Source organism: Sphaerisporangium sp. NPDC005288, from assembly GCF_040607475.1.
Classification (GTDB): Bacteria; Actinomycetota; Actinomycetes; order Streptosporangiales; family Streptosporangiaceae; genus Sphaerisporangium; species Sphaerisporangium rhizosphaerae.
Genome location: NZ_JBEXGT010000033.1, coordinates 24,050 through 49,866, shown reverse-complemented (window position 1 = coordinate 49,866; position 25,817 = coordinate 24,050). Strand labels below are relative to the sequence as shown.

Genomic DNA, 25,817 nt, shown 5'->3' with positions numbered 1-25,817 from the left:
CGGCCAGGTCGCGACCGCGCCCCCCGCCCGTCTCCGCCGCGACCTGACACCCGCCCGGCTCGCCACCGGCCCCCGGCCCCCGTTCGCGAGCCGTGCCGGGCGGCCATCTCCGAGCGGCCGGCGTCCGACCGGAGGCCGCTCTCGCCGAGCGCCCGCGACCCGCCCCCGGACCTTGCCCGCCCGGGTACCGCGTCCGCTCGCCGCTCGGGGGGCGCGTCCGCCGTCCGGGGACGACCTGCGTCTGAGGGCAGGGAAACGGAGGGGTGCGCAGTCGGGCCGGGCGCGCCGGCGGACGGGACCGCCGCGGGGCGGGGGGCGTCGAGGTTCACGACTTGGTGTTGAGGATCGTGGTGATCGTCTGGGACGCGGCGGCGGCCGGGGCCGCGGTGTCGGCACCGGTGAGCGCCTTGGTCATGTACTCCTTGATCACGTTCTTGGCCTCGACCGCCGCCCAGTTGGCCGAGTTCGGCGTCGCGTGGCCGTTCGCGGCGCCCGCGGCCATCGCGGCGGTGGCCTCGTCGCCGGCCAGGGCCCCGCCCAGCGACACCCGGTTCGGCACGTACTTCATCTCCTTGGCCATGTCGACCTGGAACCGCTCGCCGGCCAGGGCCTTGACCACCTGGTAGGCGAGGTCACCGTGCTGCGACGCCTCGGGGATGATCAGGTCGGAGCCGCCGGTGAACACCGCGCCCGGCCGGTCGGGCGTCTTGCCGGGGATCGGGAAGAAGCCCATCTTGCCCGCCAGCTCGGGGTTGGCCTTCTCGATGGCGACGGCCGCGCCGGGGGTGGCGATGAGCTGGGCGACGTCGCCCTTGGCGAACACGTCGATCTGCGGAGGCTTGGCCTCGTCGGAGTCCTTGGGCCCCTCGCCGAGGGCCTGGAGCCGCTTGTAGAAATTCATGCCCGCCATGGCCTGCGGGGTGTCCAGGGCGCCCTTCCAGGCGTCGCCCTCCTTGACCGCGAGGTCGCCTCCCTCGTCCCAGATGAACCCCGCCAAGGTGTACCAGTTCTGCCCGGCGAGGTAGATGCCCTGGTCGCCGCCCTTGTCGAGCTTGGCGGTGACCTCCAGCCACTCCTCGCGGGTCTTGGGCGGCGCGGTGACGCCCGCCTTGGCGAACAGGTCCTTGTTGTAAATGACCACCCGGTTCGCGGCGTACCAGGGAATGCCGTACTGATGCCCGTCGATCTTCCCCGGCTCGGCGAGGCCGGGAAGCCAGTCGGAGCCGCCGAGGTCGGCGATCTTGCCGGTCAGGTCCTTCACACCGCCGCTCGCGGCGTACTCCGCGACCTGGGTGTTGCCCACCTCGATCACGTCCGGGGCGTCGTTGCTGGCCAGGCCGCTGGTGACCTTCTGCCCGATGCCGTCCCACTCCTGGATCTGGATGTCCAGGGTGACGCCGGGGCTGGTCCGCTCGAAGTCGGAGGTGAAGCGGTCGAGCACCGCGTCGGAGAAGCTGTCGCGCATCACCCAGACGGTGAGCCGGACGGGAGCGGCGGCCGTTCCGGCGGAGTTCGCGGAGCCCGGAGAGCCGGTGGACGGGGAGGTGGAGCCGCACGCGGTAAGCCCGGCGGCCAGCGCCAGCGCTCCCGTCACGACGAAGAGGCGATTCCTCACGGGGATCTCCATTGGTCAGTTATTGGTAAGCGATCCGCCCGATGTGGATAGAGTGGTATTAACCAGTTGGCCCGTCAAGACCCAGCCTGGTGGCAATCTTGCGCCGTTCGATGGCTGAGACTGGTAAGTCGCTGGTAAGGTCGCTGCCGTGAGTCTCAACATGCGGGGCGGCCTGAAGCGCGATCGCGTGCGCGACTTCCTGCTGGACTTCGTCGCCGACAAGCAGCCTGGCGAGGCGATCCCCTCCGAGCGCGACCTGTGCAAGGAGCTGGAGGTCTCCCGTCCCACGCTGCGCGCGGCCATCGACGACCTGGTGAGGTCCGGCATCCTGGTGCGCGAGCACGGCAGGGGCACCTTCACCGGGCCGCACCGCGTCACCCAGGCCCTGTCGTCGACCCCCGGCGGCTCGTTCTACGCCCCGCCGGCCGAGGGGCACTGGCTCAGCCGCATCCTGGAGTTCGGCCTGATCCCCGCCGGCCCGCAGCTCGCCACCCGCCTGCGGCTCTCCCCCGCCGCCCCCGTCCTGCGCGTCGTGCGCCTGCGCATCGTGGACGAGGAGCCGATGGCCATCGAGCGCATCCAGCTCCCCCACGCCCTGGTGGAGGGCCTGCTGCCCGCCGACATGGAGTCGGGATCGTTCTACCGGCTGCTGCGCGAGCGGTTCGCCGTGGACGTGCGCAGCGCGGTGCAGACGATCGAGGCGACGGTCACCGACGAGACCGAGGCGGAGCTGCTGCACGTCCCGCAGCATTTCCCGGCCCTCGGGGTGGAACGCACCACCAAGGACGTCAACGGGCGCATCGTGGAGTTCGTCCGCTCCATCTACCGCGGCGACCGCTACCGCGTCACCTCCGAACTCCACTTCGACGCCGACTCCGGCTGATCACTCCACGGCCTCCCTTCCTTCCCGAACGCCGGTGACCTGCGCGGTCACCGGCGTTCGCCGTTCCCCGCGCCGGGCCGCCCACCCTGCCGCGCGAGGGACCGTCCGCGGGACCGCGGGAAGGGTGGCAGGAAGCTGCAACCACCCTGCAGCTTGCTGACTTCGCTTCTTCTGTTCCGGCGGACGCCGATCCCGCAGAGTTGGTTGTGCGAGAAGAAAACACACAGCCGACAGAAAAGGGATCGAAATGCGAAGCGAGAACAACGGCCGGGCCGAATTCGAAATGTCGTTCACCCGGGCCGCGCCGGGCCATGCGCCGGTCACGCCGGGCACGACCTGGGACTGAGGTGACCACATGCTCGTCGAATTGACCATCCGCAGGACCGCCGGCGATCCGCTTCCGAACTCGCCGGTCGACGGAATCAGAATCCTGGCCCTGCTCCCGAGGAAATGGCGGAAGGACCTCAAGAACGTCACCGGCGACATCGCCATCCGCGTGCAGACCGATGAGGAGACCACCGACGCGCAGATCCGCGCCGAGGTGACGCAGATCCTGACCAACCCCGAAGTAAGCGACTGGGAACTGGTGACCTGCCGGACCCTGACCAACGGCCGCCCCTAACCCGAGGAGGACACGCTTATGAACGCCATCGCTCTCCGGACCGTCGACTGCCAGATCTGGTGGGCCGACCCGCAGGACTACGCGCTCGAGTCCATGGTCGGCGTGCTGAACGGCACCGAGCTGAAGCGGGCCGCCGCCTACCGGCGCGAGCAGGACCGCCAGAGGTTCGTGACCGCCGCCTGGCTGCTGCGCACCGCCGCCGGCGCCCAGCTCGACATCGCGCCCGAGCGGGTGCCCATCGAGCGGCGCTGCATGAGCTGTGACAAGCCGCACGGCCGCCCCTACATCCTGACCGACGACGGGCTGCACGCCTCGATCTCCCACTCGGGCAACCGCGTCGCGGTGGCCCTGACCACCGCCGGGCCCGTGGGCGTCGATGTCGAGCAGGTGCCGACCGCCCCGGTCAGCGAGCTGGTGGGATGCGCGCTGTCGCGTGACGAGCAGGAAGTGCTGAAGACCCTTCCCGACCGTCATCAGCAGGCCGGATTCGCCCGTATGTGGGTGTGCAAGGAGGCGGTGCTCAAGGCCACCGGCCACGGCCTGCGGATCTCGCCGCACAAGGTCGAGGTGAGCGCGCCGTCGCAGGAGCCCGCGCTGTTGAGCTGGCCGCTGGACATTCCCCCGCACACGGTGCAAATGCGCACGATCTATCCCGGTGACGGTTACGCCGGTGTGGTCGCCGTCCTCGGTGACGCGCAGCCGATCAAGGTGTCCGAGTGGGACGCCGCCGCCCTTCGCCCGTCCGCCGCGGTCCCCGTGGCCGCCTGACCACCGTTGACGCCATCCGGCACGAGACTGTTCAATAACTACGGATATTCATGTCGCCCCGGCCCGCATACTAAAAGCCCCGCCAGGTCCGAATTCCGTACCGTTCAGGCAGTCCAGCCGTAAAGGAGAGGAAGCTGACCTGCCGTGAAAAATCCAATTATCCTGATTCCCGGTCCGTGGACGGGCGCGTGGATCTGGGAGCCGGTGACCCGCGGGCTGCGCGCGCTCGGCCATGACGTCCATGCGATCACACTTTCCGGATTGGTCGACCCCGAGGCCGACGTTTCCACCGTCGGCCTCGCCACCCACGTCGACGACGTGCTCACCCTGATGGAGAAACACGATCTGCGCGACGTCGTCGTGGTCGGGCACAGCTACTCGGGCATCGTCGCCGGCCAGGTGGCCGACCGCGCGCCCGAGCGCGTGAGCCGCACGGTGTTCGTCGAGGGATTCCTGCCGCACGACGGCAAGTCGATGCTGCACGCCTTCCCCGAGCGCGTGCGCGCCGGGGAGCTGCGGCTGATCGCCGAGAACAGCGGCCGCTGGCCGATCCCGGACGTCACGATCGTCGCCGAGGGGCAAGATCTGTCCACCCGCCAGGCGCAGTGGCTGGTCGAGCGCTTCGTCGGCCACCCCGGGCACACCCTCTCGGAGCCCGCCGTCCTGACCCGCCCGCTGGAGCACCAGCGGGCGAGCTACATCGTCTGCTCCAAGGAGCACTTCGACGGGCGCGTCTCCGAGGACGTCGCCGCCATGCGGGCTGTGCCCAACTGGACCTTCCACACCCTCGACACCGGCCACTGGCCGATGGTGTCGGCCCCTGACCGGCTCGTCTCGCTGCTGACCTCCATCGCCGCCGAGCGCGTGTGACCTCCACCGCCGCCCGGCGCGTCCGGCCCCCGAGGCGACCGCGTAAGCCGGCCGCACAACCCGGCCGCAAGGCGCCGGCCCAGCAGATCAGCGCGGCACGACGGCCGGCCCGGCCTCCTCAGCCGAGCGCGGGGACCCGGCCGGAGACGCCGCCCCCCGCATGCACGAGCGCGGGGGCGAAGGCGGCGGTGAACGCCGCGGCTATCCTCGCCTCACCCGAGTCGTTCGGATGGACGCCGTCGTAGGAGTCGCGGTGGGGGTCGTAGACGCCGGCCAGATCGACCGGCACCGCCCTCGACCGGTCCGTCGACAGCGCGGCGAGCAGCCCCGGCAGCTCCCGGTTGTAGGAGTCGGTGTCGCGGGCCAGATCGGGCAGGCCGCTCAGCGGCGTGCGGTGCACGACATTTCCGATCAAGAACTGAACAGCGGGATCGGCCGCGCGGGCGCGCAGGACGAAGGTCTCCATGTCGGCGAGCAGCCGGCCTGGGCCCGAGACGCCCCACGCCAGGTCGTTGAAGCCCAGCGCGACCATCAGCCAGCCCGGTCCGTGGGCGGCGACCGCGTCCTCGATGTTGTCCTTGGCCTCGTGCAGCAGCCGGCCCCAGCTCGCGTAGTGGCGGCACGCCGGGAAATGGACGCCCCGCCGGTAGGAGCCCGCGTACGCCGGGTCGTCCGGGCCGCCCGGACGGGCGGGCCCGTCACCCCGGCGGGCGGGGCCGTCGTCCGGATGGGCTCGGCCGCTGTCCGGACGGGCGGGCTGGGCGGGGGCTTCGGCCGGCCAGACCGCGGAGGGCACCCAGGTGCCCTTCCACGGCCCGACGAAGCGCACGGCGGTCCCCTGGTCGACCAGGGTCCGCCACAGCCGGTAGCGCCAGGTGCGGTCGCCCTCGCGACCCTGGCTGATGGAGTCGCCCACGATCATCACGTGCGGGACGGCCGGCTCCCGTCCCGGCAGGGGCGGCAGCGGCAGCGGCGGCGATGACGACCCCGGCCCGGACGATGACGACGCCGGACCGGAAGGTGAGGGCGCCGGTGAGCCCGGCGACGACGCCAGCTCGATCGGTGCGGACGGCCGTGAGAGCCCTGAGGACGCCGGCGGGAGGGGCAGCGGCGCCGGCGGGTGGGTCACCGGCCGGGGCCGCCGCCCACGGGCACCGCCCGCGGGGCCGGGGGCCGCAGCAGCCGCCGCAGCGGACGGGCGTACGGGAACAGGACGATCGCCAGGCCGGCGAGCAGGAGCAGGGCGGTGAAGACCCACTCGCGGGACCCGCCCGGCCCGTAGACCCGGCCCGCCCGCCCGGTGTCGACCGCGCGGGCGCGCTCCCCGGGCCGCAGGGACTCCCGGTCGGCGCCGTAGAGGACGACCTCGGAGCGCTGGACGGCGCCGTCGTCGGAGCGGAACTCCCCGGTCCACGAGCAGCTCTCGTGGCCGGGGTGCTGGATGCACGACAGGGTCTCGGCGGTGAACACGCCGGGAACGCCGTCGGCCCGGGCCGCGCGGACGACCGGGCCGATGTTGGGGACGGCGAGGTACAGCAGGAACGCCCCCACGAGCGTCAGCGCCACGGTGAAGACCGGGGAGCGTCCCTGCTTCGCGCCGGAACCGTCCGTCATGCGCGCGCCGCGCAGGTGCACACCATCTCGGCGCGCTCGGACGGGGACGGGCGCAGGTGGCGGACCATGGCCACGACCATGGGGATGAAGACGATCGCGTTGTAGAACAGGTGGAGCTCAACGCGGGGCGCGAAGAGCTGCAGGATGCTGGTGGGCACGGGCCGGCCCGCCAGGTGCCATCCGGTCTGCGCCTGGACCAGCAGGAGCAGGTGCTCGAAGTGGTGCCACACCTGGATGCCGAGCGAGATGTTCCACCACGTGCGAGCCCTGCCGGTGAAGCCCTTCCGCAGCGCGATGAGGCCGATGAGCATGACCAGCGCGTAGCCGTAGTGCATCCACTCGGAGGTGAAGGCCGGGGGGTACAGCGACCCGATGACGCCGAGCGCCTGCTTGGGGGGCCAGCCGAGCACCCACAGCTGGATCGCCTGGGCGATGTGCTCGGCCCAGTGCGCCACCACGATGAACATGAAGATGTTGAGCCAGAGCCGGTGGTGGCGGCTGTTCAGCGCCGACACCTTGACGGGTGCCGCGGAAACTGCCTCGGTCGCCATGCGCAAACCTCGTTCCCGGAAAGTTGACCGTTTACCCGTGCGCGGCGGGAAGAGGATCCGGCGCGTACGGGCGCTTTCCCGGCCGCGCGGGGGCGCGAATACCGGGAATCGCCGAAGTCAATTGTTCCGGGCGGATGCCGGGCGGTTCTTCTTCGTATTTGCTGTCTTCGGCGGAAAGCCCGCCGAAAGCCGCTTCAGCGTGCTTTCACAACGGCACGTTGCCGTGTTTGCGCTGCGGCGCGGGCTTGCGCTTGTCGCGCAGCATCGCAAGGCCTCTGGCCACCGCGGCGCGGGTCTCCACCGGGTCGATGACGTCGTCGACCAGGCCGCGCTCGGCCGCGTAGTGCGGGTGCATGAGCTGTTCGGCGTACTCGGCGACCAGCTCGGCCCGAAGGCTCGCGGGGTCGGCGGCGGCGGCCAGCTCCTTGCGGAAGATGATGTTGACGGCGCCCTCGGCGCCCATGACGGCGATCTCGTTGGTCGGCCAGGCCAGCGACAGGTCGGTGCCGATGGTGCGCGAGTCCATCACGATGTACGCACCGCCGTAGGCCTTGCGCACGACGACGTGGATGCGCGGCACGGTCGCCTCGCAGTAGGCGTACAGCAGCTTGGCGCCGTGCCGGATGATCCCCTCGTACTCCTGGTCGGCCCCGGGCAGGAAGCCCGGCACGTCGATCAGGGACACCAGCGGGATGCCGAAGGCATCGCAGAAGCGGACGAAGCGCGCGGCCTTCTGCGAGGCGGCGACGTCGAGCACGCCGGCGAGCACCATGGGCTGGTTGCCGACGATGCCGACCACCGCGCCGTCGATGCGGGCCAGCACGCAGATGACGTTCTGCGCCCAGCCTTCGTGGATCTCCAGGTACTCGCCGTCGTCCACCAGCTCGGAGACGATCAGCCGCATGTCGTAGGGCTTGTTCGGCTCGACCGGGACGATCTCGGCGAGGCGGGGGCGGGTGTCGGTGGTCGCGTCGCAGGGGGGCGCGCTGGGCGGGAACTCCAGGTTGTTGCCCGGCAGCAGCGAGACCAGGTAGCGCACCTCGTCCAGGCAGCTCTCCTCGTCGTCGTGCACGAAGGTGGCCACGCCGGACTTCTTGCCGTGCACGTCGGCCCCGCCGAGCTCGGCGTGGGTGTACCGCTTGCCGGTCACGGCCGCGACCACGTCGGGCCCGGTGAGGTACAGCTGCGCGGTGTCGCGCACCATGAAGGCGAAGTCGGCCAGCGCCACGGTGTAGGCGGCCCCGCCCGCGCACGGCCCGAGGACCACGCTGATCTGCGGGATCACCCCGGACGCCTGGACGCTGCGCTGGAAGATGCCGCCGTACCCGCTGAGCGAGACCACGCCCTCCTGGATGCGCGCCCCGCCGCTGTCGATCAGGCCGATGATCGGGGAGCCGGTGGAGATGGCAAGGTCCATCACCTTGTGGATCTTCGCCGCGTGGGCGGCGCCGAGCGACCCGCCCATGATCGTGAAGTCCTGGGCGTAGACGAACACCCGGCGGCCGTCGATCGTGCCGGATCCGGTGACCACGCCGTCGGTGTAGGGCCGGCTCTCCTCCATCCGCAGGCCGTGTGCCTGGTGCCGGCGGTACATGTCCAGCTCGACGAACGAGCCCTCGTCCAGCAGCATCGCGATGCGCTCGCGGGCGGTGCCCTTGCCCAGGCGGTGCTGGCGCTCCACGCCATCGCGGCGGCCCGCGACGATGTCCGAGCGCAGCCCGCGGTGCCGTTCGCGCAGCGCCTCCATCGACCGCTCCGGCGCGGGCGGCGCCGCTTGCGGCTGCTCGGCCGGCCGGCCCTGCGCCCCGGGCCGGGCCTGCGGGCCGGGACGCCGGGGCACGGCCACCGGGACGAAGTCGATCTCGACGGCGGTCAGCGGCTCCGGTGCCGGACGGTGCAGGTCCGGGCTCGTCGCGATCTGCTCGGTCATGGCGCCCTCTCCCATCATCGCGCGCCCGCGGACGTCAGGCTCGGCCGTTGGATTCCCGCCTGGCGGGCCGACAGGCGGCCGTTCTCGTGCAACCAGCGCACCGTGTCGCCGACCGTCTCGGCGATCGCCCGGGGGCGCACGCCGAACGTGCCGGCGTGGTCGGCCACCCTCGTGGCGCAGGCGCAGGTGTAGATGGCCCCGTACTCGGCGGGGATGTGCCACGGCCACACCCGCTGGAGCAGGCCGGCGAGCGCGCCCACCGGCAGCATCGCCCGGGCGGGCAGGAACGCCGCCGGCAGCGCGCGCCCGGTGACCTCGCGCAGCACCTCCAGGTACCGCCGCGTGGTCAGGTACTCCCCCGGGCCGAAGTGCCGGGCCGCCGTCAGCGCCCGGCCGGGGGCGGTGACCAGGGCGGCGTGCAGCGCCGCGGTGTCGCGGACGTCGCCCACCGGGAACCCGCCGAGCGGCCACAGGGGCGTCAGCCCGCGCAGGACCGCCCGCAGGCGCGACACCTGGTCGCCCATCTTGGGGTCGTGCGGCCCGAGCAGCGCGGGCGGGTAGGTGATGACGACCGGCGCGCCCTCGGCCTGGTGCCGGCGGGCGATCCTCTCGGCCGCCGCCTTGCCCGCCATGTAGGTCTCGCGGGGGTGGCCGACGGGAGACGCCTCGTCCACGACGCGGCCGGGAGCGGGGAACAGCGCGACGACGCTGGACACGTGGACGGTCAGGCCCGAGCCCGCACGTCGCGCGGCGTCCAGCACGACATGCGTGCCGCGCTCGTTGACCTGCCGCATCCGCGCGTGGTCCCTGCTGTCGAAGGAGTACACCGACGCGGCGTGCAGCACGGCGTCCGCGCCGCGCACCGCCCGAGCCACGGAGTCCTCGTCGGTGACGTCGCCGGTGACGGTCTCGACGTCGGTCGGGCCGAGGTCGAGGGGGGCCAGGGCGGGGGCGGTCTTGGCGGGGTCGCGGACCAGCATGCGGACGCGGTGGCCGCCGCGGACCAGCGCGGCGACCGAATGGGCGCCGACGAATCCCGTGCCTCCGGTAACGCAAACCAGCATCAGACCATCTCCTCTGATCCACACCAGTCAAAAGGGTGTAAGTACCCCCTGTCATCTCCGAGTGTGCGGGGGCGCCGGCGCCGTCAGATCCAGCCTTCTTCTTTGGCGCGCAATGCGGCCTGGAAACGATTGACCGCGCCGAGCCGTGCCATGAGATCGGCGACATAACGGCGATATGTGCGGACGGAGACGTCGATTTCCCGCGCCGCGATCTCGTCCTTGTCGGCGGTCGCCATGACCGTGAGGACTTTCCGTTCCAGCTCGGAAAGGCGAGGGCCCTCGGTGCTCGGCTCGGTGAACTCCCGGAAGTCGGTGGCGGCGTCCCAGACGCCGTCGAAATAGGTCACCAGCTGCGACACCAGTCCGGGTTCCTTCACCAGCAGCGCGCCGCGGGCGCTCTCTTTGGGGTGGATGGGCACCACGGCGACGCTGCGGTCGAAGATCAGCATGCGGTCGAAGGGGTCTTCGGTGATGTGGACCTGGCCGCCCAGGCTCACCAGCTCCCGCAGGTAGGCCACCATGTCCTGGTCGTCCAGCGCCTTGGGGTGGTAGACGGCCTTCACCGCGAGCCCGCGGCGCAGCGAGCGGGTGTCCAGCGGCAGCGCCGTCTCGATGGCGCCCCGGGACAGCGGCCCGCCCGGGTGCAGGCACAGGGTCTCCTTGTAGGAGAAGAACCCCAGGTCGTCGAGCCGCTGGCGCACGCGGTCCAGGCCCTCGACGCGTTCGATGTCCAGCATGGAGCCGGCGTTCTCGCCGTGCTGCTGGTCCTCCACGAGGGAGGAGATGGCGTCCCGCGCGCCGAGTACGCGGCGGATCTCGGAGTTGAGCTCGTTGAGGCGCTGCTCGACAAGGCGCTCGATGCCGATGCGCGGCTCGGTGGCCATGACGCGGTGGTGGTCGGTCAGGTCGAGCAGGGACAGCCGGTCAAGGGTGTCGACGGCGGCCTCGATGGTGTCGGGATCGAGGTCGAGGGCCTGCCTGATCGAACCGATGCCCTCGCCACGGTGCCGCAGAAAGTACCGGTAGATCTCCAATGCTTCCGCGGGAACACCGATGACGGAAATGTCCATGGCTCGCCTCCTGGCCATGTACCTCGTCCAGGGGGGATCAGGACCTACGACCCTTGCCCGGCTCCACAGATATGTGCAATTACAAACTATCAGAGGTGTAGATGGTCCGTTATTCTCGCAAATTGCTCTCATCGGCGCCTCGGGCGACGCGGCCGAGAATACGGGTCAGGACGGACCGCTCCTCGGGTGTCAGGGGGCCCAGCACCCGCTCGTGGACCTCGGCGGTCAGCGGGTGCAGGACGTCCACCAGAAGCGCGCGGCCGGCGCCGGTCAGCTCGATGGCGTAGGCGCGCCGGTCGACCCGGTCGCGCCCGCGCGCCACCAGCCCGCGCTGCTCCAGCAGGTCGATGATGTGCACCATCGTCGAGCGGTCGACGGCGAGCCGCCGGCCGATCTCCTGCTGCGACATGGGCCCGGCCGACTCCAGCACGACGAGCACCCCGTAGTCGCGCCAGCGGAGGTCGTCGCCCTTCAGGGCCTCCTCCAGCCGCAGCGTGACCTCGCGCGCCACGTCGTTGAGCAGCCAGCCGGTGGACTCGGCCAGGACCCGCGCCGTCGGCGCGGACTCGTGCGCGTTCCCGCCCATGGCCTCAACCCTCCAGCGGCGGGCGATCAGCCAGCCGGCTCCTCGGCCGCCCTCACGTGTTCCCACGTCAATACGATTTCCCGGACCTCGTCCCAGATGTCACATATCGCATCCCACGTGGTGCCGACGTCGGGTACGGGTCGCCGTCCGGACATGAGGACCTCCCTCGCAACCAATGAGGTGGAATCCTGGTCGTGGCCCTTCCGCGCCCTTCACGCTAACAAGTATGGTCGCAGACAATCAGCTTCACTGTCAATCAGCTTTGCTGACGATTGGATTTCTGACCGTCGGTTGCGCTGCCCATCGCAGCGTGTGACACTCGTGCCAGACGGAGCCGTGCTTAATATGCGGCATGCCGCACTTTTCGTGACAGGTGACCACGGAAGGCACGTCTGTGAGCGTTGATTCCCCGAACTCCGACGTCCCCCTGCCGGAATTCTCCTCCGGGGACACCGGCATCCTGCTCGCCAAGGCCGGCGAGCTGTTCGCCGAGTTGCTGGAAGCCGCGGTGGAGCCGTTCGGGCTGCGCGCCAAGGACGTCATCGTGCTCACCGCCATCGACTCCGTGGGGCCGCAGTCCCAGCAGCAGCTCGCCCGCACCCACGGCATCGACCGCACCACCATGGTCAGCGTCGTGGACGGGCTGGAGCGCCTCGGCCTGGTCCAGCGCGCGCGCAACCCCGACGACCGGCGCAAGTACGCCATCGGCCTGACCGGCGAGGGGCAGGCGCTGCTGCGCTACAAGCTCGGCCCGGCCATGCTGAACGCCCTTGACACCTTCCTGGCCCCGTTCACTCCCGACGAGCGCGAGAGGTTCGGCCGGTTCCTGTGGCGCCTGGTCCACGACCGCGGCGGCCTCTCCCCCGGCACGCGAAGCGAATCGGCGTCCGACGGCCAGGGCACCGGGCAGGGCAAGGTGGCGCCTCGCGGCCAAGGCATGGGCAGGGTGATGGGCGGCGGCTAGGGCACCGGGCAGGGCAAGGTGGTGCCCGGGGGCACCGTGCGATAGCAGGCCGCGCCGGGGCACACCACCTTCACCGCCTCGCCGGTGTCGCCGAGCGTGACCACGATCGGCTCGTGCCCGAACCGGCGGCAGGCGATGTCGGCCCAGCCCGACTCCCCGTCCCCCGGCATCGGCCGGTCCATCACCGAGCCGTCGGCGTCCAGCGCCGACCACTCCAGGTAGGCCAGGTAGTCCACCTCGCGGTGCCAGACGGTCAGCCGGCGCAGCGAGTCGGCGATGGACAGGCTGTCCCACGGCTGGGCCCGCGCGGCAAGCGCCCGCAGGAACGCCTCGGCGACCGCCTCGCCGATCGTGCGCGCGGCGGCCGTGGCGATCGTCGTGCCCTCCCCGCTCACGCCGACGACGGCGATCTGGAAGTCCGGGCCGGGCAGCGCGAACGCCGACACCCGCAGCCCCAGCGCGGCCGCGGCCTCGGCCGCCTCCCCGGGGATCATCGTCGCCAGGTGCTGGGAGACGCGCAGCAGCGGCATGCGCGGGCTCGCCCACCAGCGGGTGACCATGTCGTGCGCCAGCAGGTCGGCGATCGCGCCGGAGACGCCCTTCTCGCCGATGACGCCCACCGCCGTGGGCTCCACCCGGCAGTCCCGCTCGCCCATCCACACGACCTCGGCCGGGAGCACGTACCGTTCGTGGCTGAGCAGGCCGATGCCCGCGACGCGCGAGTGGCGGCCGGAGGGCGGGTCCGGCATGAAGTCCGACAGGCACAGCTCCCTGTGGTCGTCCGGCGGGCAGGGCACGGCCACGCCGTCCGGCAGCCGGTGCAGCGCGTCCAAAGCCGCGGCCCGCACCCGCGCCCTCCCGCGCGCGGTCTCGGCCGAGAAGTGCGCGGCGACGGCCAGCACGCCGGACTCGGGACGGTGGGCGTAGGCGAGGTGCACCTCCCCGCCCAGGCACTCGGCGGTCTCCTCAGCGCGCACCGGCGGTGACGCCGAGATCGCCGATCGCGCACTGTCAGATGTGGGCGCCATCGTCAACTCCTCGCGACGGATCTGCGGACCGCCGAAGACCCCATTGGGGCCCCTCGGCCCACGGCCGGACGCCGCCGGCGGAGAGGTCGTGCCACTGGCCGAGCCGCGACGCCGGGCTTTCCCGGCATCAAGCACCCCGGCTCGTGCCGCGGACCGCACACAAGGTGCTGACACGACTCCCATGGAACATGGCCGGCGAAGCGCACGTCAACGCGCTGCCGCGTATCAAGCAACGTGGAAGAAGAGCCGCCCGGCGCCCGCGCGGAAAGCCGCCCGGGAGGCCGTCGGAGAAGGGGGCCCGGGAAGACCACGGGCTCGCGCCGTGGGCGGAGGGGAACGCCGAAGGGGCCGGCCGGCGCCCGCGGTCGCACCGCGCGCGCCGGGCACGGCCCGGCGGCTCCCCGTGTCCGCCTCAGGCGGACTCGAGGGGGCTGTTCTGGTAGGCGGCGAGCTTCCACTGCCCCTCGTGCCGGGCGACGACCCAGGTGGCGCGGACGGCGCGGTCGGGGTGCACCTTGTTCTCACCCGCGGCGAGCACGCCGCCCTGGGTGATCACCAGGGCGGTGTCGGCGTTCAGGAACCGCATGTCGATGGGAAGGCCGGTGACCTGGGTGCCCTTGTACGGGCCGGCGAAGGCGGCGGTCATGTACGCCTCGATGTCCGCGGTGCCCTTGCTGAACGCCCCGGGAAGGATCATGGTGCCGTCGGGGGTGAACACCTCGGCGAAGGCCTTGGCGTTGTGGCTCGCCCACGCCGCGACGATGCGGCTCGGGACCGAGACGACGGCGGCCTTGTCCTTGTCGGTCACGGCGGGGGCGGCGGTGGCGGTGCTGGTGGGGGCCATGTCGAGATCCTTTGGTCGTCTCTGCCGTCAGATGTAGAGCGTGTTGGGCTCGAGACCGCAGAGGATCCGCCCGTACAGCTCGGCGTTGGTGTTCGGGTGCATCAGGGCGTGCAGGTTCGCGGCGTGGGTGTCGCGGGCGATGCGCTGGATCGGCACGATGCTGTAGATGGACGAGCCGCCGCTCGCCGAGGCGAAGATGTCCACCGCCTCCTTGGCCAGCTTGACCACCGCGCCCATGTCGCCGCGGGCCCGCGCCCGCTCCTCGATCGTCCACTCCGCGCCCTGGGCGCCCTTGGAGTCGACCAGTCCCGACAGCCGGTGGGCGTGGAACTCCGCCTGGTCGATCTTGTTGACGGCCTCGGCCACCTGCAGGTGGGTCAGCGGCGCCTCGGCCTGGCTGTCGTACCCGGTGTAGGTGATCTTGCGTCCGGGCAGCCGCTCGAGGAAGGTGTCCTTGGCCGCCTTGGCGAGCCCGATCAGGGTGCCGACCGAGGACGCCGAGGCGACCGGGAGCAGCGGCGAGCTGTAGATCGGGCGGCCCTGGACGGCCGGCGAGGCGGCCTGGCCCTGCAGCACCAGCGGCAGCGGCAGCACGCGGGCGTCGGGGATGAACAGGTCCTGGGCGATCGTGGTGACGCTGCCGGTGCCCTTCAGGCCCGAGGTGTGCCAGTCGTCGACGATCGTCAGGTCCGACATCGGCACGACGATGGCGACCGGCATGGGCTCGCCCTCCCCGCCGATCTGGATCGCGACGATGACCTGGTAGTGGGCGTGCAGGGCGCCGCTGATGAAGCCCCACTTGCCGTTGACGATGACGCCGCCGTCGACCTTCGCCGCCATGCCGGTCGGGCTCAGCGTCCCGCAGATGCGCACGTCCGGGGTGGAGAACACCTCGTCCAGGACGGGCTCGGGGAACATGCTGGCCATCCACGTCGGGATCCAGTACACCGACGCGACCCAGGAGGTGGAGCCGTCGGCCCTGCCGAGCTCGGTGGCGACGTCGATCAGCGTACGGGTGTCGGACTCGTAGCCGCCGTAGCGGACGGGGACCCGCATCTTGAAGACGCCGGCGTCCGCCAGGGCCTGGATGGACTCCTCGTGGACGCGGCGGTTGTCCTCGTTCCAGGCCGCGTGCCCGCGAAGGAGCGGCACGAGTTCGGACGCGCGTTGGACGAGCTGGTCCCGCGTCGGAACCTCGGTCGTCAGCACCATATCCTCCTAGAAAAGACCGGCGAGAAAAGGCGGCGCCGGCAGGCGCGCCGGAAGGCCCGGAATTCGCACGTGGCCGGATCGCCGGCCGCCGATGCTCACCATCCGACGGTCGCACCGGCCTTCCTGCCACGCATCTTCTGGAATGCGAAAGCCCTATTCCGCAGGCCGGAGACCGCAATGTGAGAGATGTGCCGCGGGAATGGCGGATGTGAATATTAAGCTCCGCGACAGGCTTCCGGTGTGCCCGCCCGTCACCGGCGCCGAGCGGAACGTTTCACCGGCGAGCACGGCCCCGGCCCGACCGCCGGCACGCGTGCGACAAGCGGACTTTTCTTCGGGCGTGTCCATTCGGGGCGTGCTTCCTCCAGGCACCTCCCCTGGACGGCCGGCTCGACGGCTACCGATTCATCGAGGAGTTGAGGTGCACGTAGAGGAAAGAAGTCCGGCAGCCGCCGACACGGCCGCCCCTGAGGCCGGCGTGGCCGCGGAGCGGCCCAAGACGCGCCCGTTGACCGGCGAGGAGTACATCGAGAGCCTGCGCGACGACCGGGAGATCTACCTGTACGGCGAGCGGGTGAAGGACGTCACCGCGCACCCGGCGTTCCACAACCCCATCAGGATGACGGCGCGGTTGTACGACGCGCTGCACGACCCCGACAAACAGGCCATCCTGACCAAGCCGACCGACACCGGCAGCGACGGCTACACCCACCGGTTCTTCACCACGCCGCACAGCGTCGAGGACCTGGTCGCCGACCAGCGGGCCATCGCCGAGTGGGCGCGCATGAGCTACGGCTGGATGGGGCGCAGCCCCGACTACAAGGCGTCCTTCCTCGGCACGCTCGGCGCCAACGCCGACTTCTACGAGCCGTTCTCCGACAACGCCCGGCGCTGGTACAAGGAGTCGCAGGAGAAGGTCCTGTACTGGAACCACGCGATCGTCCACCCGCCGGTCGACCGCAACCGCCCGCCGGACGAGGTCGCCGACGTCTTCGTGCACGTCGAGAAGGAGACCGACGCGGGGCTCGTGGTCAGCGGGGCCAAGGTCGTGGCCACCGGCTCGGCGCTCACCCACTACAACTTCATCGCCCACTACGGGCTGCCCATCAAGGACAAGAAGTTCGCGCTCGTCGCCACCATTCCCATGGGCGCGAAGGGCATGAAGCTCATCTGCCGGCCGTCCTACTCCACCGCCGCCACGGTGATGGGCACGCCGTTCGACTACCCGCTCTCCTCGCGGCTGGACGAGAACGACACCATCCTCGTCCTGGACAAGGTGCTCATCCCCTGGGAGAACGTCTTCGTCTACGGCAACCTGGGCAAGGCGCTGCTGTTCACCGGCCGCTCCGGCTTCTTCGAGCGCTTCACCTTCCACGGCTGCACCCGGCTGGCCGTGAAGCTGGAGTTCATCGCCGGGCTGCTCATCAAGGCCACCGAGATGACCGGCACCAAGGACTTCCGCGGCGTGCAGACCCGCATCGGCGAGGTCCTGGCGTGGCGCAACCTGTTCTGGGCCTTCTCCGACGCCGCGGCGCGCAACCCGGTGGAGTGGAAGGACGGCGCCCTGCTGCCCAACCCGGCGTACGGGCTGGCCTACCGCTGGTTCATGCAGACCGGCTACCCGCGGATCAAGGAGATCATCCAGCAGGACATCGCCAGCGGGCTGATCTACATCAACTCCAGCTCCGAGGACTTCAAGAACCCCGACATCCGGCCCTACCTGGACAAGTACATCCGCGGGTCGGACGGCAGCGACGCGGTCGAGCGCATCAAGGTCATGAAGCTGCTCTGGGACGCCATCGGCACCGAGTTCGGCGGCCGGCACGAACTGTACGAGCGCAACTACGCCGGCAACCACGAGAACACCCGCGTCGAGCTGCTGAACGCCCAGCTGGTGGGCGGCGAGGTCGACGGCTACAAGGCCTTCGTCGACCAGTGCCTCAGCGAGTACGACCTGGACGGCTGGACGGTCCCCGACCTGTCCTCCTTCGACCACCTCCGCCGCATAGGCAACGGCACCACCCTCAACCCCTGACCGCCCACCCCATTCGCCACTGAGACCACCGCCCCGGCGGGTTTCCGCCGGGGCGGTGGCACGTGGCCGTGACGAGACGGCGGTTACTCGAAGATCAGCCCCACGCCTGGGACGCACTTGGGCTTCTTGGGAGCGAAGATGAGGGTGTCGATGGCCGTCGCGGTCTGCACCGGTCCGCCCCTGACCTGCACCCCCGTGTAGAACTGATAGCGGACCGGCCGGAAGATGTCGCACGGGTCCTTGGGAATGTACTCGGCCGGGATCCACGTCGACCCGCCGCCGCCACCGCCGCCGGGGGAACCGGTGTCAGAGCCGCCCGGAACCGGCTCGCCGGGCAGGGGGTACGGGAGGACCTTGCGGGGGTCGAACCAGAGGTCGGTCGACAGGACGATGCCGGTCGGGGTGATGGCGCGGCACACGCTGTCGATGTCGGTCTCCTCGCAGACCTGCGCGGAGTTGGTGTAGGCCCATTGCCCGACCGACTGGATCTCATCCGGCGTCGCGTCGGCCAGCGGCTGCGGGTTGATGGTCACGCGGTCGAAGTTCGGCCCCTGCGGGAAGAGTGCCGGCATCCTGGCCGCCAGGAAGGTCGCGAGCGCCTTGCCGATGGCCACCGAACCGAGCTCGTTCGGGTGGAAGCTCTCCTGGAACGACTTGAAGATCTTGCCGCTCCACAGCACGTCCGGGCGGCGCACGAGGCCCTGGAAGTAGGTGTCGGGACGGCCGAGCTCATGTCCCGCGACCACGCTGGTGCCGTTCGGCCCTGCCGTGTTCGGGTCGAAGATGTGGACCTGGGTGTTCGGATGGCTCGCCTGGAACTGCGCCACCCCGTCCCGGATGGCCTGGTTCACCTTGGCCGCGAAGGGATACATCAGGTCCATGGTGTGGCCGGTGATCTCCTCCATGCCGGTGTTGCCCGACTCCTTGACCGGAAGCGGGTAGAGCGCCACGACGATCTCCGCCACCGGGTGGGTCTCCCGGACGGTCTCCAGTCCCTGGGCGATCTTGTCCGGCAGGGGGGTGATCCGCGACTGCAGCCGGCTCACCTCGAGGGCGACCGCCTGCTCCTGGTCGGTCTGCCAGGTGAACACTCCGAAACGGCCGGTGGCCGGGTTCAGGTACGCCTCGGCCGCGGTGCTGACCAGGTCGGCGAAACCGGCGTCGTTGCCGCCCAGCCCGAAGTAGGCGATCTTCGCCATGGTCGGGACGTCCTGGGCCTGTGGCGGATTACGGACGACCGTTCCGCCCTTCTCCATCTGCGGCTCGTTGAGGTGTTTGATCCACGCGCCGGACGAGGCGTTGAAGAAGAGCCGGTCGCGCCCGAACGTCGTTCGCATCGTGTCCGAGGTGAGAGTCGGCCTGTACAAGGGGTAGCGGTTCATCTCCAGGGCCGTCCAGGCCACGGCGAAGGGGGCGAGACCGGACTTGTGGGTCCAGTCCTCGCTGCCGTCGGACTTCGTCACGTACGTGTGGTCGTGGCTCGCGCCCTCGCCGCTGGTGTAGCTGTCGCCGTAGACGACCGCGTCGTACGGATCCGGCCCCAGATCGACACAGGTCGGCGGGCACGGCAGCGGGACCGGCAGCGGCGGGCGCGTCGGGAACGGAACGCCGGACGGCAGCGGCGAGAGCGTCGGCAACGGACCTCGGGTCGGCAGCGGTATCGGATCGGCGCTGGCCACAGTGGCCGGCAGGAGCAGCCCCAGGGCGGCGGACAACGTCGCCAGTACGACGTACACCCGGGTACGTCTCGGGACACGGGAGGGTGACATGTGAACCTCGCTCGATGATCGCGTGGCTTGCCGCAGCAGCATGCTTCACGGCGGCCGTCGCTAGCATCGGGCGGTTCCCTACCGCACCCCCCTACATCGGCCCGGCGTCCGGGCCGGCGGCGGCTCGTTCGGCCCTGAACCGGGCGTCCGCCGTCAGGTGCTGGGTGAGCGTGACGCGCGACTGGACGCCGAGCTTGGCGAAGGTGCGCGAGAGGTGGGCCTCCACCGTCTTGGGGCTCAGGTACAGCCGCTCCGCGATCTGCTGGTTGGTCAGTCCGTCCACCGCGAGGTCGGCGATCTGCCGCTCCCGGGTGGTGAGCGTGGACAGCGGACCGGCCGGCCGGCGCCGCCCCCGGGGCGCCCGGGCGGCCAGCCTGCGTTCGTCGCGCGCCAGCGAGGCCGACAGCCAGGTCGCCCCGGCGGCGGCGTACAGGGATTTGGCCCGGCCTATCTCGTGCTGGACCTTCCCGGCCGCGCCCAGGGCGGCGTACAGCTCGGCGGCGAGTTGCCGCGTGAGCCCCTCCTCGACCGGGGCTCCGGCGGCGGCGAACTGGTCGGCGCCCCGTGCCGCGTGCACGGCCGCCTCCTTCGACCGCCCGGCGAGCATGAGCACCTTCGCCCGTGCCCGGTGCGCGAACCCCAGCTGATGCGGCAGACCGGACCGCGTCGCCCGGAGAACGGCGCTTTCCGCGAGCGAGTCGGCCTCGGACCCGGCGCCGCCGGCGGCGGCCGTGGTCACCGCCTGGAGAGCCAGGCAGTACGTCGTGGTCGGTTCGTCGGCCGGCTCCTGCCCGGTCAACGCGGCCATGGCCCGGTCGGGCCGCCCGGCCTCGGCGTGGACGAGGGCGAGGTCGAGGGTCGCCAGCCCTGACCACCACCCCGACCGGGGCCGGGTCCCGGAGATCCGTTCGGCGTGTTCCAGGGCGGCCCGCGGTCCGTCCCGCCACAACAGCGGACGCAGGAGCAGGATGCTGGACATGGCCAGGGTCTCCCGGCTGTGGATCAGCCGGGACGCCTCGCGGGCCTCCTCGGCGGCGGTCACCGCCTCGGGCAGCCGGCCCTGCCGCTCGTGCAGCGCGGACACGACGATGAGCAGGTACGGCACGCTGTGGCTACGCCCGGCACGGTAGGCGATGTCCAGCCCGCGGCGCAGATGCCGCAAGGCGTCGTCGTAGCGCCCCAGGTGGAGCTCGACCCACGCCAGCGGCGCGACGAACTCCAGGTGCGGGGCGAGCACGTCGTCGGTCATGGCGTCGGTCAGCCACGCCGCCCGGTCGGTCTCGCCGCGGCTGTGTGCCACGCGGCCCTCGCGCAGGCCGGCCAGCGCCTGGATGGTGCCGGCGGCCGCTTCCAGCGCCTTGTCGTCCGCGTCCTTCAGGGACCGGATCGCCTCGGCGGCCGTGCGCCGGGCCTTCGCCGGCTCACGGCCCATCAACTCGACCGCGGCCAGCCCGACCTGGGCCAGGCTGGTCGACCGGTCGGGCGCGTGCGGCCGGGTCAGCTCGGTGGTGAGCAGTGCCTTGGCCTCGTCGAAGTCGCCGAGCAGGCGATAGACCATCGAGGAGAAGCTCACCGCGGCGATACGCAGCGGCCCCGGCGCCCGTATCACCTCCTGCAGGATCTGCCTGCTGGCCGCCAGTTCGCCGGTCACCCCCAAGGCGCGGCCCAGTGCCCATTGCAGCTGGACCCGCCACAAGGCCAGGTCCGCCTCATCCGGCAGCAACCGGATCGCCGTGCGCAACAGCCGGACGGCGGTGGACGGAGCGGCGTCCAGAGCCGCCCTGGCCGCCGCCTCCAGCGTCCGCACCGCCTGCACGTCGCCGTGTCTGGCCGATCGCGCGGTGTGGTGGGCCAGCAGCTGCAGCGGGCCGCCGTTGGTGCGCAGATGCTCCGCCGCCCGCTCATGCGCGCGCGAGCGCCAGGCCGCGCCGGCCATCCAGTACGCCGCGGCCCGGACCAGCGGGTGGCGGAAGCGGAGACAGGCGTCGGCCTCCACCACCGTGCCCACGCCGACCAGGTGGTCGATGGCCTGGTCGAAGGCGGCCTCAGGCAGTTCGGTGATGGAGGCGACCAGGTCCAGGGAGATCGGTTCACCGGCCACCGCCGCCGCGCAGGCCACCTGCCGGACATCGGGCGTCAGGGCGGTCAGTTCGGTGCTGAGCACGTCCAGCAGTGCCCGCTCGGGTGCGCCGGTCGCCGCGTCCCCGGCCTCCGCGAGCGCGGTGAGCGTCTCCACCCCGGCGTCGGCGAGCACCTGGAGGTAAAGCGGGTTTCCGCGGGTCGTGCGGTACAGCAGTCGCCGCCGGCCGCGGTCGGCCCCCGGTAACAGGGCCGCCACGTCGGCCTCGCCCAGCGGGGCCAGGCTGATGTGGACGGTCGCGTCGCCGAGCTGGGCCAGGGCCCGCCCGATGCCCGCGGGCGCCTGCGCCGTGCGGTAGGCGGTGGCCAGCAGCAACGGCGCCCGCGGCGGGCGGCGCAGCAGATACTCGGTCAGCTCCACGGAGGACCGGTCGGCCCAGTGCAGGTCGTCGAGCACGATGGCGACCGGGCCGGCGGCCCCCTGGTCCTCGATGAGCCGGCGCGCGCGCTGGAAGAGCCGGTAGCGGTCGAGCCCCGCGCGCCGCGCCTCGGACGGTCCGGTGGCGTCCAGCAGCAACTCGGTCAGCGCACCCTGCGCGTCCCGGCGCGGATCACCCGGCTGGGGTTCGAACGCGGCGATGTAGACACCGAATGGCACGTCACGCTCGAACTCGGTCGCCTGGCCGTGATGGACGGCGAACCCACGGGCCCGGGCCATGTCGGCCAGTTCGGCGAGCAGCCGGGTCTTGCCCATTCCCGGGTCGCCACGCACCGCCACGGCCCGTAGCGCTCCGTCGGCGGCTCCGGACACGGCGCTCTCGAGGAGGCCGAGCTCAGCGTCGCGACCGATCGGCCTGCCGTATGTCGCTCCGTTGGCCATCCCGCCCTGAACATCCAGTCCGGTGAGTGCAGATAGCAGCGACGCCCAGCCTAGCCGGGGTGATCGTCGGTTGGGAATACGGTCACGGCCCGGTGGTCGGGCGCCGGTGGACGCCGGACCACACGTTCACCTAGGTCAGTTCGCTTCCACCTGGGCGGCGAGGAGGCCGTCGAGAATCGCTGAGACCGTCTGGTCCGGCGTGTGCTCCGACGTGTCCAGCCAGAGCCCGATGCGCGGCGTCTCTTCACGAAGAGCGTGGTCGAGCACGTCGACCGTCCAAGCAGCGCCCATCTCTGCGGTCACCGGAGTTCCAGGCCGGCGGATCAGGATGGATCCGTCAAGCCTCTGGTCATTTTCAGGGCATGATACTGGGCGTTTACTGGGTACGGCTGCCATACTGATCCCGTGAGCGGAGAAGCAGGCGGCTCGCCCACAGACGCGCTGCCGGACGAGATCCGGACCCTGTTGCGTGGCGGGTTGCCGGTCCGGCCGGATCTGTGCGGCCCAGCCCTACTAGGTCTACGGGGGGTGAAGGCGCGGGCGCTGCGTCCGGAGGACTCCGCCAGCCGAGTACGGGCGTTGGACGGGCTGCTACGGGAACAGCTTGACCGGTTCGAGAACGCGGAGCTGGCCCTCGCGGCCCGGCTTCTGTTCGGGGCGGAGGCCAAAACATCGGGGGCGACGTTGACGGCCCGCCGCCAGGCGGCGGCGGCAGCCGCCCAGTACGAGGTGCATCACTTCCGCAAGCGGATCGAACCAAAGGTGGCGAGGCTGGTGGCTTGGCAGCTGCGCCGTGACAGCGAGGAGTTCACCGCCCGGCACGCCACACCTCCCGAGTTGCACGCCGCCTCGGGGCCGCCCGTGCTTCCGGCGGACGTGTTCGCGTGGGAGGCGGCCGAGCATCAGCACGCCCTCGCCGCGCTATGGGGGGCGATGTACCTGCTGCGGGCTGAGCTGCTCACGGTAGCCCGTCTGGTCAGCATGGAAGCCTCTGCGGCCGAGACAGAAGCGGCGGCCGTGACGGCCCTGTGGCGGCACGGTTTGGTTCTGACCGCGGCTGCCAGATACCGGGCGGCCTACGGCGACGTCCTGCTACACGCGGCGACCGATTCGAGCCTTAAGGAGGTCGCCGCCTTCGCGGGGTGGGTACCCCCGATCACTCCTGCCCAAGAGCTGCTTCTCACCGAAATCGCCGACCCCGTGGGAGGTCTTGCCGACTTCACCGCGAGGTTGGGCGCAGCCGCCGGCGGTGCCGCGCTCGCCGCCGTATGGCGGCGAGCATTGTGCGGCCACGCAAGCGGTTCCTAGATGGAGGTCATCACATCATGAGAGCAGAGCAGCTTCTTGATCCGAATACTCCACCTCGCCGATACGTCGTAACAGGCGGGCCATCCGCCGGCAAGGAAGCGGTCATCGCCGAACTGCACGGACGAGGCATCCCCGCGACGGAGGGTGAACCAGCCCGAGAGATCTACCGCAAGCACCGTGATCGGCTTGGCCGGCATCTACAGGTGGGCGACCGGCGCGCCTACTCCCGAGATGTGCTCGAGGCGTTCATCGCCGAGTACTGCGACCACAAGTTCGGACTGCGGTTCTACAACCGCGGCATCCCGGACGGGTACGGATGGGACGCCTTCTTCGGTCTCGGCCCCTACCCCGAATTGGAGGAAGCCTCTCGCGTCTACCGCTACGACGCGGTGTTCGTCCTGGATCCGCTGGATGATTTCGACTCCGAAGACGACCTCGTGTGGGCCAAGGAACGCGAGATTCGACGCGTCCACGAACTGATCATTCAAGGTTACTACGACGCCGCATACCGGCCCATCTTCGTCCCCGCCGACGAACCTGGCCGGCGTGTCGACTTCATCCTCGCCCAGATCCCTGTGCCGGCGACCTGATCGAGAGGTACCACGATGAACAGCCGTGCCGACAGTGTGGAGATCATCAGCCCGAACAACGTGCTGGCCAACGCGATGCTGCGCAGCGTCGATATGGTCCGGCCCCGGCTCCAGGCCGCCAACCCCGACCGCGTCGCCTTCTACGTCGGCACCCAGATCAACGGCGCCCCGCACCTGGGCACCTCTCTGGTCCAGACCGCGGCGTTCCTGCTGGCCAAAGCCACCAAGCGCACCTTCAACGTCGACGCCGTAGTCCGGTTCGGAGCGTTGGACAACGCACCGTACGACGTCCGGCTCGATCCAGAGACACACCACGCCTACCAGCAAACCTACTTCCATGCCCTCGGCCCGGACGGGGTCGGCGACCTGATCGGCAAGTACTACCGGGCGATGTTCGACTCGCTCGCCGACGCCACCGGCGTTGACTACGAGATCGAGACCTACTCTGCTCAGCAGGGCGGCCCCGCTTTCCGGCATGAGTTCCTCGCCACCCTCGGGAGGCTGGACCAAATCCGCTGGCCTCTGGCGCCCTCCCATGGCCAGGTTCACATCCGGCTGCCCTGCCCGGCCTGCGGCTGGGCAGAAAAGCGAGCCGAACGCACCCGACTGCTGCGAACCGGCTCAGGAGGGCGGACTTCGCCGCAGTGTGCACCGACCACGGCGACTACGAGATCTCGATGACCGCCGACACCAGCGCTTACCTCGATCTGGCCACTCTCTACCGCAACCTGGTGAAGGAGCGCTTGGCCGCCCGCGACCACGTCACCTTGTCGGTCATGGTCAAGGGCGGCGACTGGGCCTACGGCTGCCAACTGGTGGACGAGGCCTTCGCCCAGCTACCAGGGCCACCTCCGCCGCCGCGCGTGTTCACGCCGATGATTCTCACCGACACCGGCGCCAAACTCTCCAAGTCCCTCATCCGTGAGGGCAAGGTGGCGCCGCCACCGGGCACCCATCCATGGATGCTGGACGCCACCGAATGGCCCGGCGATCTCGACTCCTATGTCGACGCCATGGTCTGGCTGGTCGGCAAGATGCTCGCCGACCCCAAGCATTTCTACCGTTCCTACACGACCGCTGAAGTAGACAGGATCATGACCGCACGCCCGCGCACGAAGACGGGCATGCGTGCCCGGGAGATGAACCTCTACCGCCGGTACTTCGACCTTGTCGCCGATGGCCGCAAGACGATAGAAGTCCGCGTCCAGTACCCCAGCCTGCGTACCCTGACCACCGGCGACTACATCCGGTTCGTGTGCGGCCGCGATGACGTCCTCACCAAAGTGCGACGCGTCGCCCGCTACATTTCCTTCGAGGAGATGCTGGATGCCGAAGGTCCCGAGAAGGTCAATCCCACCAGTCCCCGGGAACAACAGCTCGCCAACATCCGCCGCATCTATGGTCCGGAGAAGGAAGCTCTCGGCGTGCTTGCGATCGAGATGGAACTGGTCGACGCTCCCGCCTCCCGGCCGACGGGAGACTCCGCCTCGGCTGCCAAGCCCTGCGACGGGTGAGCGGACGACACGACGAAACCA

General features: G+C 70.7%; 24 protein-coding genes. 10 read left to right on the top strand and 14 right to left on the bottom strand.

The window, feature by feature from the left end; genetic code table 11:
• Nucleotides 1-325: 325 nt before the first annotated feature.
• On the bottom strand, nucleotides 326-1,615 hold the full coding sequence (locus ABZU32_RS27725) for an extracellular solute-binding protein (RefSeq protein ID WP_354926512.1): 1,290 nt from the start codon (nucleotides 1,613-1,615) through the stop codon (nucleotides 326-328).
• Nucleotides 1,616-1,763: 148 nt separating this feature from the next.
• Between ABZU32_RS27725 and ABZU32_RS27720 the strand changes: the two genes are divergently transcribed.
• The 4 genes from ABZU32_RS27720 to ABZU32_RS27705 all read left to right on the top strand — a co-directional run bounded on the left by ABZU32_RS27720 (nucleotide 1,764) and on the right by ABZU32_RS27705 (nucleotide 4,758).
• Nucleotides 1,764-2,498, top strand: a complete 735-nt coding sequence (locus ABZU32_RS27720; RefSeq protein WP_354926510.1) for a GntR family transcriptional regulator — start codon at nucleotides 1,764-1,766, stop codon at nucleotides 2,496-2,498.
• Nucleotides 2,499-2,853: 355 nt separating this feature from the next.
• Nucleotides 2,854-3,120 (top strand): hypothetical protein, encoded by a 267-nt coding sequence (locus ABZU32_RS27715; RefSeq protein ID WP_354851207.1) that lies wholly within the window; start codon nucleotides 2,854-2,856, stop codon nucleotides 3,118-3,120.
• A gap of 18 nt (nucleotides 3,121-3,138) precedes the next feature.
• Nucleotides 3,139-3,888 (top strand): 4'-phosphopantetheinyl transferase superfamily protein, encoded by a 750-nt coding sequence (locus ABZU32_RS27710; protein WP_354851204.1) that lies wholly within the window; start codon nucleotides 3,139-3,141, stop codon nucleotides 3,886-3,888.
• Nucleotides 3,889-4,032: 144 nt separating this feature from the next.
• Complete coding sequence (locus tag ABZU32_RS27705; protein ID WP_354926508.1) at nucleotides 4,033-4,758, top strand: alpha/beta hydrolase; 726 nt, start codon at nucleotides 4,033-4,035, stop codon at nucleotides 4,756-4,758.
• A gap of 118 nt (nucleotides 4,759-4,876) precedes the next feature.
• Here ABZU32_RS27705 and ABZU32_RS27700 read toward each other — a convergent pair whose 3' ends face one another.
• From ABZU32_RS27700 to ABZU32_RS27670, 7 genes are all read right to left on the bottom strand, one after another.
• Nucleotides 4,877-5,674 (bottom strand): GDSL-type esterase/lipase family protein, encoded by a 798-nt coding sequence (locus ABZU32_RS27700; protein ID WP_354926506.1) that lies wholly within the window; start codon nucleotides 5,672-5,674, stop codon nucleotides 4,877-4,879.
• Between the two features lie 209 nt (nucleotides 5,675-5,883).
• Nucleotides 5,884-6,372, bottom strand: coding sequence for a hypothetical protein (locus tag ABZU32_RS27695; protein ID WP_354926504.1), 489 nt, complete (start codon nucleotides 6,370-6,372; stop codon nucleotides 5,884-5,886).
• On the bottom strand, nucleotides 6,369-6,923 hold the full coding sequence (locus ABZU32_RS27690) for a hypothetical protein (RefSeq protein ID WP_354926502.1): 555 nt from the start codon (nucleotides 6,921-6,923) through the stop codon (nucleotides 6,369-6,371). The genes ABZU32_RS27695 and ABZU32_RS27690 overlap by 4 nt, the downstream gene beginning before the upstream one ends.
• Before the next feature lie 205 nt (nucleotides 6,924-7,128).
• Nucleotides 7,129-8,853 (bottom strand): acyl-CoA carboxylase subunit beta, encoded by a 1,725-nt coding sequence (locus ABZU32_RS27685; RefSeq protein ID WP_354926501.1) that lies wholly within the window; start codon nucleotides 8,851-8,853, stop codon nucleotides 7,129-7,131.
• A gap of 14 nt (nucleotides 8,854-8,867) precedes the next feature.
• Nucleotides 8,868-9,917 carry an SDR family NAD(P)-dependent oxidoreductase gene (locus tag ABZU32_RS27680; RefSeq protein ID WP_354926499.1) on the bottom strand — a complete coding sequence of 350 codons (1,050 nt, stop codon included), beginning with the start codon at nucleotides 9,915-9,917 and terminating at the stop codon, nucleotides 8,868-8,870.
• 83 nt (nucleotides 9,918-10,000) lie between these two features.
• Nucleotides 10,001-10,987 (bottom strand): hypothetical protein, encoded by a 987-nt coding sequence (locus ABZU32_RS27675; protein WP_354926498.1) that lies wholly within the window; start codon nucleotides 10,985-10,987, stop codon nucleotides 10,001-10,003.
• A gap of 109 nt (nucleotides 10,988-11,096) precedes the next feature.
• On the bottom strand, nucleotides 11,097-11,639 hold the full coding sequence (locus ABZU32_RS27670) for a MarR family transcriptional regulator (RefSeq protein WP_354851181.1): 543 nt from the start codon (nucleotides 11,637-11,639) through the stop codon (nucleotides 11,097-11,099).
• 328 nt (nucleotides 11,640-11,967) lie between these two features.
• On the opposite strand from ABZU32_RS27670, the gene ABZU32_RS27665 reads away from it, so the two are divergent.
• Nucleotides 11,968-12,537 carry a MarR family transcriptional regulator gene (locus tag ABZU32_RS27665; RefSeq protein ID WP_354926496.1) on the top strand — a complete coding sequence of 190 codons (570 nt, stop codon included), beginning with the start codon at nucleotides 11,968-11,970 and terminating at the stop codon, nucleotides 12,535-12,537.
• Here ABZU32_RS27665 and ABZU32_RS27660 read toward each other — a convergent pair.
• From ABZU32_RS27660 to ABZU32_RS27650, 3 genes are all read right to left on the bottom strand, one after another.
• A complete protein-coding gene (locus ABZU32_RS27660; protein WP_354926495.1) occupies nucleotides 12,534-13,565 on the bottom strand; it encodes a hypothetical protein in 1,032 nt (343 codons plus the stop codon). The genes ABZU32_RS27665 and ABZU32_RS27660 overlap by 4 nt on opposite strands.
• Nucleotides 13,566-13,977: 412 nt before the next feature.
• Complete coding sequence (locus ABZU32_RS27655; protein ID WP_354851172.1) at nucleotides 13,978-14,409, bottom strand: SgcJ/EcaC family oxidoreductase; 432 nt, start codon at nucleotides 14,407-14,409, stop codon at nucleotides 13,978-13,980.
• 27 nt (nucleotides 14,410-14,436) lie between these two features.
• Nucleotides 14,437-15,621, bottom strand: coding sequence for an acyl-CoA dehydrogenase family protein (locus ABZU32_RS27650; protein WP_354926493.1), 1,185 nt, complete (start codon nucleotides 15,619-15,621; stop codon nucleotides 14,437-14,439).
• A 421-nt stretch (nucleotides 15,622-16,042) separates the two neighbouring features.
• On the opposite strand from ABZU32_RS27650, the gene ABZU32_RS27645 reads away from it, so the two are divergent.
• Entirely contained in the window at nucleotides 16,043-17,656 is a 1,614-nt protein-coding gene (locus ABZU32_RS27645) for a 4-hydroxyphenylacetate 3-hydroxylase N-terminal domain-containing protein (RefSeq protein WP_354926491.1), read from the top strand.
• Nucleotides 17,657-17,739: 83 nt separating this feature from the next.
• Here ABZU32_RS27645 and ABZU32_RS27640 read toward each other — a convergent pair whose 3' ends face one another.
• The 3 genes from ABZU32_RS27640 to ABZU32_RS27630 all read right to left on the bottom strand — a co-directional run bounded on the left by ABZU32_RS27640 (nucleotide 17,740) and on the right by ABZU32_RS27630 (nucleotide 22,687).
• On the bottom strand, nucleotides 17,740-19,392 hold the full coding sequence (locus ABZU32_RS27640; protein WP_354926489.1) for a hypothetical protein: 1,653 nt from the start codon (nucleotides 19,390-19,392) through the stop codon (nucleotides 17,740-17,742).
• Between the two features lie 124 nt (nucleotides 19,393-19,516).
• Nucleotides 19,517-22,384, bottom strand: a complete 2,868-nt coding sequence (locus ABZU32_RS27635; protein WP_354926487.1) for an AAA family ATPase — start codon at nucleotides 22,382-22,384, stop codon at nucleotides 19,517-19,519.
• A gap of 135 nt (nucleotides 22,385-22,519) precedes the next feature.
• Nucleotides 22,520-22,687: a hypothetical protein gene (locus ABZU32_RS27630; RefSeq protein WP_354926485.1), complete on the bottom strand. Its 168-nt coding sequence runs from the start codon at nucleotides 22,685-22,687 to the stop codon at nucleotides 22,520-22,522.
• Between the two features lie 276 nt (nucleotides 22,688-22,963).
• Here ABZU32_RS27630 and ABZU32_RS27625 point away from each other — a divergent pair, with 276 nt between their 5' ends.
• The 4 genes from ABZU32_RS27625 to ABZU32_RS27610 are packed head-to-tail and all read left to right on the top strand — an operon-like array spanning nucleotide 22,964 to nucleotide 25,796.
• Complete coding sequence (locus ABZU32_RS27625) at nucleotides 22,964-23,692, top strand: hypothetical protein (protein ID WP_354926483.1); 729 nt, start codon at nucleotides 22,964-22,966, stop codon at nucleotides 23,690-23,692.
• Nucleotides 23,693-23,709: 17 nt separating this feature from the next.
• Entirely contained in the window at nucleotides 23,710-24,282 is a 573-nt protein-coding gene (locus ABZU32_RS27620) for an ATP-binding protein (RefSeq protein ID WP_354926481.1), read from the top strand.
• Between the two features lie 15 nt (nucleotides 24,283-24,297).
• The gene (locus tag ABZU32_RS27615; protein WP_354926479.1) at nucleotides 24,298-24,963 is read left to right on the top strand and encodes a hypothetical protein; all 666 of its coding nucleotides are present in this window, start codon (nucleotides 24,298-24,300) and stop codon (nucleotides 24,961-24,963) included.
• Complete coding sequence (locus tag ABZU32_RS27610) at nucleotides 24,960-25,796, top strand: ASCH domain-containing protein (protein WP_354926477.1); 837 nt, start codon at nucleotides 24,960-24,962, stop codon at nucleotides 25,794-25,796. The genes ABZU32_RS27615 and ABZU32_RS27610 overlap by 4 nt, the downstream gene beginning before the upstream one ends.
• Nucleotides 25,797-25,817: the final 21 nt, after the last annotated feature.